The organism is Pseudomonas sp. B22129 (genome assembly GCF_044218875.1).
GTDB lineage: Bacteria > Pseudomonadota > Gammaproteobacteria > Pseudomonadales > Pseudomonadaceae > Aquipseudomonas.
Genome location: NZ_CP162592.1, coordinates 1,305,387 through 1,318,194, shown reverse-complemented (window position 1 = coordinate 1,318,194; position 12,808 = coordinate 1,305,387). Strand labels below are relative to the sequence as shown.

Genomic DNA, 12,808 nt, shown 5'->3' with positions numbered 1-12,808 from the left:
GCCCACATTAGATGAGTGTTTGCCGCCCGTTGATCAGGGCAGTTCGAGGCCGCCGGCTGCTTTGTGCAAGGCGCGCAGATGCTCGCCCATCTGCTTGAGGTTGGCCTCGCAAGCGGCGATTTCGTCGGCGCGGGAAGGGTCGAGCAGCGCCCTCACCTCTTTATCCAGATCGCCAGTCAGCGACTGCAGCTGTTTCTGACGCTGGGCGCTTTCCGATTCCAGGCGTTTGGATTCCGACGGTTGCGGCAGGCCGTAGCCGCCACTGCCGAGCAGCTCGGCCGGGCGGCTGAGGAAGCCGCTGTTGGCGAGAATTTGTTGCAGCGTGTTGTTGGCCTTCTCCATCCCGCCGTTTTTCAGCTCACGGGCACTGAGGTAGCGTTGTTTGACTTCATCCTGGGCCAACATCAGTTGCTTGCGATAGCTGGCCTGTTCCAGCAGCAACAGCGCGGCACTGGTGCGCAGGTCGGCCTGGCTGAACCACTGGCGGCGTTCAGCGGCGCTGAGGGACAGCCAGTCTTCAACACGGCTCTGTTTGATCGGCAGGTGTTTGCGCAGCACGTCGAACATCGCCTGGTAGCGCTCACGGAACGAGTCGAAGTGATAGCCCAGGCGCAGCGCTTCGCGCTTGTCGTTCAACACGCTGGTATCCGCCAGGCCGCGTGCAGCGAGGACTTCCAGCAAACCGTTGGGAGTGATGTTGTCCAGGCCGGTCAATTGCGGGTTGGCGCTGCCACTGCGCAGCAGCTTCAGGCTTTCCACTGCGCAGTTGTTGGAAATGAAGAAGTAATTACCGTCGTAGCTCCAGTGCATTTCGGCGGCGTGCTCGACGGTATCGTTGATTTCCTGGCGTGAGAGCTTCAGCGGCACGGAGGCGAGACCCCGCAACTCGGTCTTGGTGTATTCGTCGATCACTTGGGCCAAAGGCAATACAAACAGGCGTGAGGGGTATTTGCCGACCAGGCCATCCCAGCTCGACAGTTGTACGTCGCCGACAAAGGCGCGATAGGACAGCACCAAGTGCTGGTCCAGATCCAGCCGGCAATCCGGACCACGTGGGCGACCGGGTGCGCAGATCACCAGGCGCAACATGCTGTGGCCCCAGCGGCTGACCAGGTTTTCATTGGCTTCGGCCAGCAGGTAGTCGATCTCGTAGACGCGCTCCGGGTCGATCTGGCCCAGCGGGGTTTTGGCAAAATCATTGCCCGCGTTCAGGAAGGCGTAGGTCTTGGCGCAGGTGTCTTGCTCGGGCGGCGCCCAGCCGAAGTGTTCCTTGTAATAGCGAAACAGCGAGGGGCGACGGCAGGCGTAGCTGGGGTCGAGGAGGAAATACTCCATGTTGACCGCCACGAACTCCAGCGGGCTGGTGGTTTCGTAGATGTCCGGGCTGCGGGCCACCTGGTGGTTGTTTTGCTCGCGTTCACCGCGACGGCCCACGTATTGGGGCCAGCCGGCGAGGTCGAGCAGGCGCGGGTCGTCGCTGAGGGTGAAGCGGCGATCGTTCTGGCCACGGCATTGATCGGGCAAGCCGATCAGGCCGGTGAGTTTGTTCTGGCGACTGCAGCGGTTGATCAGCGTGCGGTCTTCTTTGGTCCACAGGCGCGCGCGGTCATAGATGTGGGTCAGTTCATGCAGCACGGTGGCGAGCATTTCGCGGCGCACGGTGCCGTGGGGGCGATTGGTCTTCTGGGTGGCGGCACTGCCGTCGGTCAGGCTGGCGAGCAGGTTCTGATTCAGGTCCAGCTCGGATACCAAGGAAGCTTGGCCGTAGGCGTTTTCGGGCATCTTGTCGGTCCAGCCGACATCGATGGTGCGGTCCAGTTGCTCGATAAAGCGCGGCGGTAACGAGCGCATCGCTTCATCGAGCAAGGCCTGGCTGGCCTGCTGTTCAGCCGGGCTCAAGCCATCGGTCTTGAGCCGCAGGTGCAGGCTGGCCTGGGCTGCGCCTGCACAGAGCAGCACAGTCCCGGCCAGGAGCCAGGCCGCCAGGCGCCTCACAGAGCGAGGATAGCTTCGGCGAGCGTCTGGTCACTGGCATCGCGGGCTTCCGGCACGCGGGTGCGCAGGGTGTCGAAGGCGGCTTCCAGTTGCGCGCCACGGATTTCGCCATTGGAGGCGACGAAGCTGGCGGCGTCATCGTGGGCTTCGCGCACGATTTTGGAGTCGCGGATCGAGGTCGTGGTGTCCGAGGTGAAATCAATGGTGCGCGCGGAAGCACGCACGATGATGTTGCTGGTGGCTTTCAGGGTTTGCGCGTGGGCAACATCGGCCAACAACAGCAGGCCGAGAGCGGCGGCGATCAGCGGGCTACGCATGGAATGACTCCAGAATACAAAGATGATTATTGGACGAGAATTGCTTGCGCCAGTTCAAGGTCGCTGGCGTTAAGTTTTGGCTGGGTGCGGCGCAGGTAATCCAGTGCGGATTCCAGCCGTGCGCCCCGCCATTGGCCATCGGTGGCGATAAACGCGGCAGCGTCATCCTGGGCGGCCATGACTAACTTTTTGTCAAAGGGTGCGGAGGTCACCTTGCTGGTGGCGTACGCACTGATGACGGTGTTCTGGGTCGTCATATCAAAGGCCGAAACCAAGGGCGACCAGCAGGCAGAAATCAATACGGGAACAATCAACAGGCGGTAAGAAAAAGCCATGGGACTCGACAACTGAAAGCGAGCGCCAAGGCTAGCCTAATGCCCCGGCGAGGGCCAGCGTTGACACATTTGGAAGCGGCTGGCGCCTCCAAATTTCATCTGCCGTTAAATCGCCAGAATGGCTTGGGCCAGTTGCGTGTCAGTTGCGCTGCTGAGCTGTGGCGCTTGTTGGCGGATCTGTGCCAGGGCGCTTTCCAGCTTCACGCCACGGATGGCGCCTTCGCTGGCGACGAAACTGGCGGCGTCATCGCGGGCGGCCTGCACGACTTTGTTGTCACGCAGGGAGGACGTGGCGTCGGAGCTGGCATCGGAAGTGGCTTTCAATGCGCCGACGATCGAATCGGTGGTCACGATGAGGCTGGAGGCGCTGGCATTGGCGGCAACGGCCAACAGGGCGGCAACACTCAGCAGGCGAAGACGGGACATGAAATGACTCCTGTAGAAGAACAATTAAAGCGGCGCCAAACGGCCACTGTGAAACGGACATTGTTGCTTTGAGCATCAGACGCCCGCTCTACAAGGTTCGCCACGTGGGATATGGATCTTAAGCTGCCGTTTATCCGTTGGGGAAGTGATATAGATGCGTTGAGTTTAAATTGTACTGCTTAATTTCTATGTTTTTTAAACTGTACCTATTCTCGGTTTTCGCCTTTGGTTCTCCCTTTCAAACCCAAACGTCAGAAACAACAAAGCCCGCCTCCGGTTTCCCGGGGCGGGCTTTGTTTTGACAAATCAGGTTGCTGGCAGTGGACCCGGCAGGTCAGGGCCAGCGAGCGCTAAATCAGCGCCAGAACGGCTTGCTCAGCTCTTCGTAGCGTTGAGCTTCGCTGATACCGGCGTCAGCCAGCAGGCGCGAATCCAGACGAGCCAGTTGGTGGCGGCTGGAGATGCGGCGCTGCCACAACATCAGGTTGGCGAGAACGCGCAGAGGCATGGAAGCCTGGGTGTTTACAGCTTTTTCTTCGAAGAACAGATCGGAACTGAGTGTACGTTCCATGATGACATCCTTCCGCTTGTGGCGGGATTAGGTAGTGGTTTAACTGATGCCAATGATCCTCTTCCTGCGCAAGACTCTCCAGATACAGTTCACCTGTATTGTGAGGGCCCAGTTAACTGTTTATAGGGGCTGTACTGTACAGAAATTGGGCAACTGTACCTGTCTGCACTGAAGTAGTGCGAAATGGGCATTTTCAATGATGCGGGTAGGATATTTCGGTAAGAAAAGACCGGTACAGCAGTACAGTTTTTTACGAAATGGCTCGCTAGAGTATCGAGCTGATGAAACTGTGTTTGCATCAGCCCGCATCTGTATCAATCACGCCTTGAGCATGTGCCCGGTTTCTTCCAGGTTGATGTGCCAACTCAGTGCTTCACGCAGGATGTGCGGGGTGTGGCCGCCGATGGCGCAGGCGGCGTTGAAATAACTGTTCAGCGCATCGCGGTACGCGGGGTGCACACAGTTTTCGATGATCACTCGCGCACGCTCGCGTGGCGCCAGGCCGCGCAGGTCGGCCAGGCCGACCTCGGTCACGAGGATGTCCACGTCGTGTTCGGTGTGATCCACATGGCTGACCATCGGCACCACGCTGGAAATCGCACCGCCCTTGGCAATTGACTTGGTAACGAAGATCGCCAGGTGCGCATTGCGCGCGAAATCCCCGGAGCCGCCAATGCCGTTCATCATCCGCGTGCCGCAGACGTGGGTGGAGTTGACGTTGCCATAGATGTCGAACTCCAACGCCGTGTTGATACCAATAATGCCCAGGCGACGCACCACTTCCGGGTGGTTGGAGATTTCCTGCGGGCGCAGCACCAGCTTGTCTTTATAGTGCTCCAGGTTGCCGAACACGTCGGCATTGCGGCGTTCCGACAAGGTGATCGAGCTGCCGGACGCAAAGCTCAGCTTGCCGGCGTCGATCAGGTCAAATGTTGAGTCCTGCAACACTTCGGAATACATGGTCAGGTCTTCGAACGGTGATTCGATCAGGCCACACATCACGGCATTGGCGATGTTGCCGATCCCGGCCTGCAGCGGGCCGAGCTTGTTGGTCATGCGCCCTGCGTCCACTTCCTGCTTGAGGAAGTTGATCAGGTGGTTGGCGATGCCTTGGGTATCGGCGTCGGGCGGCGTCACGGTGGAGGCGGAGTCGGCCTGGTTGGTGATGACGATGGCGACGATCTTTTCCGGCGGGATCGGAATCGCGGTGCTGCCAATACGGTCGTCGACTTTCACCAGCGGGATCGGCGTGCGAGTTGGCCGGTAGGTCGGGATATAGATGTCGTGCAGCCCTTCCAGGTTCGGGTTGTGCGCGAGGTTGATCTCGACGATCACCTGCTTGGCAAAAATCGCGAAACTGGCTGAGTTGCCCACGGAGGTGGTCGGCACGATATGCCCTTGTTCGGTGATGGCAACCGCTTCGATCACGGCGATGTCCGGCAGCTTGAGCTGATTGTTGCGCAGTTGCTCGACGGTTTCGGACAAATGTTGGTCGATAAACATCACTTCGCCGGCGTTGATTGCGCGGCGCAACGTGCTGTCGACCTGGAACGGCATGCGGCGCGACAGCACGCCGGCTTCGGTCAGTTGCTTGTCCAGGTCATTGCCCAGGCTGGCGCCGGTCATCAAAGTGATTTTCAGCGGGGAAGTCTTGGCGCGTTCGGCCAGGGCGTGGGGGACGGCCTTGGCTTCACCGGCACGGGTGAAGCCGCTCATGCCGACGGTCATGCCGTCCTCGATCAGTGCGGCGGCGTCTGCCGCGCTCATGACCTTGTTCAACAACGAAGGCAAGCGGATACGATCACGGTACATGGATTGTTATCTCAGGCTACGGAAGCAAGGTGCGCAGTTTAGTGATTTCAAAAAAATTCGGCCCGCTACCATGGTCGAATGCCAGGCGGCGATTTAGAGCCTTTGGTCGGTTTCATGCGGCAATAAAAAACCCCAGCCTACGGGAGGCCAGGGTTTTTTGTATTGCGCTGGCGCAGTGTTATTCGACGGCCTTGACCATGTCTTCGATGACCTTTTTGGCATCTCCGAAGACCATCATGGTCTTGTCGAGGTAGAACAACTCGTTATCCAGGCCGGCATAACCGCTGGCCATGGAGCGCTTGTTGACGATGATGGTCTTGGCCTTGAACGCTTCGAGGATCGGCATGCCGGCAATCGGCGAGTTCGGATCATTCTTGGCGGCCGGGTTGACCACGTCGTTTGCGCCGAGTACCAGCACCACGTCGGCCTGGCCGAACTCGGAGTTGATGTCTTCCATCTCGAACACTTGGTCGTAAGGCACTTCCGCCTCGGCCAGCAGGACGTTCATGTGGCCCGGCATGCGACCCGCCACCGGGTGGATCGCATACTTGACGGTGACGCCACGGTGGGTCAGTTTTTCGGTCAGTTCTTTAAGCGCATGCTGCGCCCGCGCCACCGCGAGGCCGTAGCCCGGCACGATGATCACGGTGTCGGCGTTGGTCAGCAGGAAGGTCGCATCATCAGCCGAGCCGGACTTCACCGGGCGCGCCTCTTTCGAACCCGCCGCTGCACCGGCGTCTGCCGTGTTGCCGAACCCGCCCAGCAGTACATTAAAGAAGGAACGGTTCATCGCCTTGCACATGATGTAAGACAGGATCGCGCCGCTGGAGCCCACCAGGGAGCCCGCGATGATCAGCATCGAGTTGTTCAGCGAGAAGCCGATACCCGCCGCTGCCCAGCCGGAGTAGCTGTTGAGCATCGACACCACCACCGGCATGTCGGCGCCGCCGATCGGAATGATGATCAGCACGCCAAGCACGAAGGCCAGGGCCAGCATCAGCGCGAAGGCGGTGAGGTTGCCGGTGAACATGAACGCCAAGCCCAGGCCGAGTGTTGCCAGGCCCAGTACCAGGTTCAGTTTGTGTTGGCCGCCGAACTGTACCGGTGCGCCCTGGAACAGGCGGAACTTGTACTTGCCCGACAGCTTGCCGAAGGCAATCACCGAACCGGAGAAGGTGATGGCACCGATGGCTGCGCCGAGGAACAGCTCCAGACGGTTGCCCGCAGGGATCGAGTCGCCCAAGTGTTTGACGATGCCCAACGATTGCGGCTCGACCACCGCGGCAATCGCGATGAACACCGCCGCCAGGCCGATCATGCTGTGCATGAACGCCACCAGCTCCGGCATCTTGGTCATTTCAACGCGCTTGGCCATGATCGAGCCGGCGGTACCGCCGATCAGCAAGCCGACAATCACATAGCCGATGCCGGCGGTCGCCAGCTCAGCGCCGAGCTTATAGATGAGGCCGATGGTGGTGAGCACCGCCAGCGCCATGCCGAGCATGCCGAACAGGTTGCCGCGCCGCGAAGTTGTTGGGTGTGAAAGGCCTTTGAGAGCCTGGATAAAGCAGATCGACGCGATCAAGTAGAGCGTCGTGACCAGATTCATGCTCATTACTTAGGCGCCTCTTCTTTTGCTTTCGGGGCTTTCTTCTTGAACATCTCAAGCATCCTGCGGGTGACCAGGAAGCCGCCGAACACGTTGACCGCCGCCAGGGCCACGGCCAGGGTGCCCATGGTCTTGCCCAATGGGGTCACGGTGAGGGCGGCGGCCAGCATGGCGCCGACAATCACGATCGCGGAAATCGCGTTAGTCACCGCCATCAGCGGCGTGTGGAGCGCGGGGGTCACGTTCCAGACCACGTGGTAACCGACATAAATCGCCAGCACAAAGATGATCAGGTTGTAGATACCGGGGGAGATAAGCTCTTCCATCGTCTGAATCCCTGCTTAGGCGTTTTTGCGGATGACTTGGCCGTCGCGGCACATCAGGCACGCGGCGACGATGTCGTCTTCGAGGTTGATTTCAAACTGCCCTTCCTTGGTGAAGACCAGCTTCAGGAAGTCCAGCAGGTTGCGCGCGTACAAGGCCGAGGCGTCGGCAGCGACAGCGCCGGCGAGGTTGGTCGGGCCGCAAATGATCACGCCGTTCTCCACCACCACTTGGTCGGCAACCGTCAGCGGGCAGTTGCCGCCTTGGGCGGCGGCGAGGTCGATGACCACCGAGCCGGGCTTCATCTGCGCGACAGTTTCGGCGCTCAGCAGGGTGGGTGCCTTGCGGCCCGGGATCAGCGCGGTGGTGATCACGATATCGGCAAGCTTTGCGCGCTCATGCACGGCCACGGCCTGGCGCTGCATCCAGCTGCTTGGCATAGGGCGGGCGTAACCGCCGACGCCGACAGCGCATTCGCGTTCTTCATCGGTTTCGTAGGGCACGTCGACGAACTTGGCGCCGAGGGATTCGATCTGTTCCTTAACGGCCGGGCGTACGTCAGACGCTTCGATGACTGCACCCAGACGTTTCGCTGTCGCAATCGCCTGCAGGCCTGCGACGCCGGCTCCGAGGATCAGCACGCGTGCTGCCTTAACCGTGCCGGCCGCCGTCATCAGCATCGGCATGAAGCGCGGGTAGTGATGCGCGGCGAGCAGCACGGCCTTGTAACCGGCGATATTGGCCTGGGAAGACAGCACGTCGAGGCTTTGGGCTCGTGAGGTACGCGGCGCGGCTTCAAGGGCGAAAGCGGTAATGCCGCGTTCGGCCAGCCTGGCGATGGTTTCGTTGCTGAACGGATTGAGCATGCCCACCAACACGGTGCCGCTTTTGATCAGCGCCAGTTCGCTGTCGCTGGGGGCAACCACCTTGAGAATCAGCTCTGCGCCAAACGCATCGTTGGCACTGCCAATGGTTGCGCCTGCCGTTTCATAGGCACTGTCGACGATGCTGGCGTTGATGCCTGCACCGCTTTGTACAGTGACCTTATGGCCCTGGCCGATCAGCTTCTTGATGGTTTCCGGGGTGGCAGCCACCCGCGTTTCACCGGTCTGGGTTTCGAGAGGAACACCAATGTGCACGTCAAATCTCCTGCATGATCTTTTTGCTTTTGATCTTTTTGTAAAAAGGCCAGTGCACCGTGAGTGGCGCATCTGGGGCGGCCGATCAGCACGATCCCGCTGAAATGACAGCGGGGCGCGGCATTTTGCAGGCGAACTTTACGGCCATCAAGGGATTATGACGGGTGACGAAAAATTAACTACAAGTCACCCTGTGACTGATTGTCGCAACACCCTGAAATAACCTCTTTAAATACAGGTGTTTAAAGGGCTTCAGGTGTTTATAGCGTGTTTTTGCATGGTTGGCGTGAATGGTCGTGCATTAGCAGGTAATAGTCGCTGGAGGCCATGATAATCATGGCGTTGAGCGAGATTTTTGATTGACAGGTACAGTCTGTTTAAATGCGACATATATGTATATCTGTAGTATTTAAAAATAACTGACTACAAGGTCAAGTAGACGGCCTCCCCTTTAAATCCGAGGGCTGTAGCGTTGCGATTGGTCAATCAGCCAGTCTCGGAACGCGTGGAGTGACGCCGACTCGACCTTTCTTTCGGGGATCATCAGGTAATACGCCTTCGAACTGGTCAGCTTCTCGGGGTTCGCGATCACCAATTGCTTCTCGTCCAGCTCGCGCTGAATGAGGAACGGAGGAATCAGCGCGATCCCCATGTCATGCATGGCGGCCTGGGACAACATCGAGAATAGCTCGTAACGGGGGCCTGTCATGTCGCGAGGTATGTTCAGTTGCTTGGCGTTGAACCATTGGCGCCAGGCGTAGGGCCGGGTGGTTTGTTGCAGCAGTGGTAGCTCCGCGATTTCCTGGGGGCTGAAGCGGCTGCGAGAGCCGAGCAGCCGAGGGCTGCACACAGGGACAGGGTTTTCTCCCATCAGGCGGTGGGATTCGGTGCCTGACCAGTCGGCATCGCCAAAGTAGATTGCCGCGTCGAACTCGGTATCGGCGAACAGGAACGGGCGCGTGCGGTTGGTGAGGTTGACCGTGACCTCCGGGTGTTTGCTTTGAAAGTCCTTAAGGCGGGGAATCAGCCATTGGGTGCCGAAAGTGGGCACCACCGCCAACTCGATAACATTGGTGCCCTGTTGGCCCATCACGGACAAGGTGTCGCGCTCCACCGCGTCCAATTGCATGGCCACGCGACGGCTATAAGACAGCCCAGCCTCGGTCAGCTTGACCCCGCGCCGTGAGCGTCGAAACAGCTCGACACTCAAAAACTCCTCGAGGCTCGCGATTTGTCGGCAAATCGCGCCCTGAGTGATGGAAAGCTCATGCGCCGCCTTGGTAAAGCTCTCGTGGCGGGCTGCGGCTTCAAAACTGACGAGCGCTGTGGTGCTGGGAATTTTTCTGCGCATGTACGTTGTGCTCACTTATAAAACGCATATATGGCATTTACGGCGATTTCGAAGTGAGAAACTAGCACAACCCTATGCTGAAACCTCGTTTGCCCTCCTCGCCTGCCCGGCCTAGTCTGCTTCTACGACTTCTGATTTCTTCTCGAGGGCTTATTCATGGCTGGCAAGGCAAGCTTCAACTGGATTGATCCACTGCTGCTGGATCAACAACTCACAGCAGAAGAGCGCATGGTGCGTGACAGTGCTGAGCAGTTCGCCCAGGACAAACTGGCGCCGCGTGTGCTGGAGGCTTTCCGCCATGAACAGACCGACCCTGCGATCTTCCGGGAGATGGGTGAAATCGGCTTGTTGGGTGCGATGATTCCGGAGCAATACGGTGGCAGTGGCTTGAATTACGTCAGCTATGGATTGATAGCCCGTGAAGTCGAGCGTGTCGACTCCGGTTATCGCTCGATGATGAGTGTGCAGTCTTCACTGGTCATGGTGCCTATCAATGAATTCGGCACCGAGGCGCAGAAGCAGAAGTACCTGCCGAAATTGGCTTCTGGTGAGTGGATCGGCTGCTTTGGTCTGACTGAGCCAGATCACGGTTCTGACCCGGGCGCGATGATTACCCGCGCACGCAAGGTGGACGGCGGCTACAGCCTCACGGGCGCCAAAATGTGGATCACCAACAGCCCTATCGCAGATGTGTTTGTGGTGTGGGGCAAGGACGACGCCGGCGATATTCGTGGGTTTGTCCTGGAGAAAGGCTGGAAGGGGCTGAGTGCTCCGGCGATTCACGGCAAGGTTGGCTTGCGGGCCTCCATTACCGGCGAGATCGTCATGGATAACGTGTTTGTGCCGCAGGAGAACATTTTCCCGGACGTGCGTGGCTTGAAAGGCCCTTTCACCTGCCTTAATTCGGCGCGCTACGGTATCTCCTGGGGCGCTTTGGGTGCTGCGGAGTTCTGCTGGCATACCGCTCGCCAGTACACCCTTGATCGTCAGCAGTTCGGTCGTCCACTGGCGGCTACTCAGTTGATCCAGAAAAAGCTGGCCGATATGCAGACCGAAATCACCCTTGCGCTGCAAGGATGCCTGCGTTTGGGGCGCATGAAGGACGAAGGCACGGCGGCGGTCGAGATCACCTCGATCATGAAGCGCAATTCGTGCGGCAAGTCGCTGGATATTGCACGCATGGCGCGGGACATGCTGGGGGGGAACGGCATCTCCGACGAATTCGGGGTGGCGCGTCACCTGGTCAATCTGGAGGTGGTGAATACCTATGAGGGTACCCATGACGTGCACGCCTTGATTCTCGGACGCGCTCAAACCGGTCTTCAGGCTTTCTATTAATAGGGGCACGGCATGGGCGCGCTTTCACATCTGCGGGTACTGGATTTATCGCGAGTGCTGGCGGGCCCCTGGTCCGGGCAGATTCTTGCGGACCTTGGGGCTGAAGTCATCAAGGTCGAGCGACCGGGTAATGGTGACGACACGCGTGCGTGGGGGCCGCCCTTCCTTAAGGATGCCTATGGTGAAAATACCAGCGAGGCGGCGTATTACCTGTCGGCCAACCGCAACAAGGAGTCGGTGACCATCGACTTCACGCGGCCGGAGGGGCAGAAGTTGGTGCGTGACCTGGCAGCCAAGTCCGACATTCTCATCGAGAACTTCAAGGTAGGCGGCCTTGCCGCATACGGGTTGGATTATGAATCGCTGAAGGAGATCAATCCGGAGTTGATCTACTGCTCGATCACCGGTTTTGGCCAGACGGGGCCTTACGCCGCGCGCGCGGGATATGACTTTATGATTCAGGGTCTGGGTGGGCTTATGAGCCTCACTGGCCGGCCTGAGGGGGATGACGGTGCCGGTCCGGTCAAGGTTGGTGTTGCGTTGACCGACATTCTGACAGGCCTGTATTCAACGGTAGCGATTCTCGCGGCGCTCGCTCATCGAGACCATGATGGCGGTGGGCAGCATATCGATATGGCATTGCTGGATGTGCAGGTGGCTTGTCTGGCTAACCAGGCTATGAATTATCTGACAACGGGTGTGTCGCCGAAACGGTTGGGTAATGCACATCCGAATATCGTGCCTTATCAGGACTTTCCCACTGCTGACGGTGACTTCATTCTGACGGTGGGTAATGACGGGCAGTTTCGCAAGTTTGCCGAGGTGGCCGGGCAGCCGCAGTGGGCGGACGATCCGCGCTTCGCTACTAATAAGGTGCGGGTCGCCAACCGGGCGGAGCTGATTCCGCTGATTCGCCAGGCGACTGTCTTCAAGACGACGGCTGAGTGGGTGTCGCAGTTAGAGCAAGTGGGTGTGCCGTGTGGGCCGATCAATGATCTGGCGCAGGTGTTTGCCGACCCCCAGGTGAAGGCGCGTGGGTTGGCGATGGCGATGCCGCATGCGCTGGCGGGCATGGTGCCCCAGGTGGCCAGCCCGATACGGTTGTCCAAGACGCCCGTTGAGTACCGTAGTGCGCCTCCTCTATTGGGAGAGCACACCGCGCAAGTGCTGCAGGAGGTATTGGGGCTGGGGGCTGCAACCGTGGCTGAGTTAAGGCTGTTGGGGGTTGTCTGAATGCTCTCTTCTATATAGAGGGAATTTACGAGGCGTCTGGTGGTTTTTTAATCAATCCTAACTAATTGATAGAAAAGCAAAATTAAGGGTTGACGGCAGATTCTGGAAGTCTATAATTCGCCCCACTTCCGGCGCAGTCGAAACGGAAAACTCCTTGGTAAACAAAGAGTTATGCGAGATTCGACAGCGAGTTGCTTCAGTTCATCGAAGCCCAGAAGGAGTTGATAGAGCGGTGTTGTTTGGCTCTATTAACGTTTCGATCTTCTCGGTCGAAAGCGGAGAAAAAGAGGTGTTGACAGCAGCGTGTAACGCTGTAGAATTCGCCTCCCGCTAACGAGAGATCGGAAGCGCAAGTGGT

12 protein-coding genes are annotated in these 12,808 nt (G+C 58.8%); 2 read left to right on the top strand and 10 right to left on the bottom strand.

The genetic code is table 11. From position 1 onward, the window contains the following. Positions 1–33 precede the first annotated feature (33 nt). From AB4P94_RS05925 to AB4P94_RS05880, 10 genes are all read right to left on the bottom strand, one after another. On the bottom strand, positions 34–1,995 hold the full coding sequence (locus tag AB4P94_RS05925) for a DUF4105 domain-containing protein (protein WP_395609796.1): 1,962 nt from the start codon (positions 1,993–1,995) through the stop codon (positions 34–36). Then, positions 1,992–2,312, bottom strand: a complete 321-nt coding sequence (locus AB4P94_RS05920; RefSeq protein ID WP_060756468.1) for a DUF2388 domain-containing protein — start codon at positions 2,310–2,312, stop codon at positions 1,992–1,994. The genes AB4P94_RS05925 and AB4P94_RS05920 overlap by 4 nt, the downstream gene beginning before the upstream one ends. Positions 2,313–2,338: 26 nt before the next feature. Further along, positions 2,339–2,647: a DUF2388 domain-containing protein gene (locus tag AB4P94_RS05915; RefSeq protein WP_395609795.1), complete on the bottom strand. Its 309-nt coding sequence runs from the start codon at positions 2,645–2,647 to the stop codon at positions 2,339–2,341. Positions 2,648–2,752: 105 nt separating this feature from the next. Continuing rightward, positions 2,753–3,073 carry a DUF2388 domain-containing protein gene (locus tag AB4P94_RS05910; RefSeq protein ID WP_395609794.1) on the bottom strand — a complete coding sequence of 107 codons (321 nt, stop codon included), beginning with the start codon at positions 3,071–3,073 and terminating at the stop codon, positions 2,753–2,755. A gap of 355 nt (positions 3,074–3,428) precedes the next feature. Continuing rightward, entirely contained in the window at positions 3,429–3,644 is a 216-nt protein-coding gene (locus AB4P94_RS05905; protein ID WP_048721398.1) for a DUF1127 domain-containing protein, read from the bottom strand. A 318-nt stretch (positions 3,645–3,962) separates the two neighbouring features. Continuing rightward, positions 3,963–5,456 (bottom strand): acetyl-CoA hydrolase/transferase family protein, encoded by a 1,494-nt coding sequence (locus AB4P94_RS05900; protein ID WP_395609793.1) that lies wholly within the window; start codon positions 5,454–5,456, stop codon positions 3,963–3,965. A gap of 178 nt (positions 5,457–5,634) precedes the next feature. Continuing rightward, the gene (locus AB4P94_RS05895) at positions 5,635–7,071 is read right to left on the bottom strand and encodes an NAD(P)(+) transhydrogenase (Re/Si-specific) subunit beta (protein WP_395609792.1); all 1,437 of its coding nucleotides are present in this window, start codon (positions 7,069–7,071) and stop codon (positions 5,635–5,637) included. Beyond that, a complete protein-coding gene (locus AB4P94_RS05890; RefSeq protein ID WP_003220416.1) occupies positions 7,071–7,391 on the bottom strand; it encodes an NAD(P) transhydrogenase subunit alpha in 321 nt (106 codons plus the stop codon). The genes AB4P94_RS05895 and AB4P94_RS05890 overlap by 1 nt, the downstream gene beginning before the upstream one ends. A 15-nt stretch (positions 7,392–7,406) precedes the next feature. Continuing rightward, positions 7,407–8,528, bottom strand: a complete 1,122-nt coding sequence (locus tag AB4P94_RS05885; protein WP_395609791.1) for a Re/Si-specific NAD(P)(+) transhydrogenase subunit alpha — start codon at positions 8,526–8,528, stop codon at positions 7,407–7,409. A gap of 451 nt (positions 8,529–8,979) precedes the next feature. Continuing rightward, positions 8,980–9,879 carry a LysR family transcriptional regulator gene (locus AB4P94_RS05880; protein ID WP_395609790.1) on the bottom strand — a complete coding sequence of 300 codons (900 nt, stop codon included), beginning with the start codon at positions 9,877–9,879 and terminating at the stop codon, positions 8,980–8,982. A gap of 156 nt (positions 9,880–10,035) precedes the next feature. On the opposite strand from AB4P94_RS05880, the gene AB4P94_RS05875 reads away from it, so the two are divergent. Both AB4P94_RS05875 and AB4P94_RS05870 read left to right on the top strand, forming a co-directional pair. After that, positions 10,036–11,217 carry an acyl-CoA dehydrogenase gene (locus AB4P94_RS05875; protein ID WP_395609789.1) on the top strand — a complete coding sequence of 394 codons (1,182 nt, stop codon included), beginning with the start codon at positions 10,036–10,038 and terminating at the stop codon, positions 11,215–11,217. 12 nt (positions 11,218–11,229) lie between these two features. Beyond that, entirely contained in the window at positions 11,230–12,450 is a 1,221-nt protein-coding gene (locus tag AB4P94_RS05870) for a CaiB/BaiF CoA transferase family protein (protein WP_395609788.1), read from the top strand. The last annotated feature ends 358 nt before the right edge of the window (positions 12,451–12,808 follow it).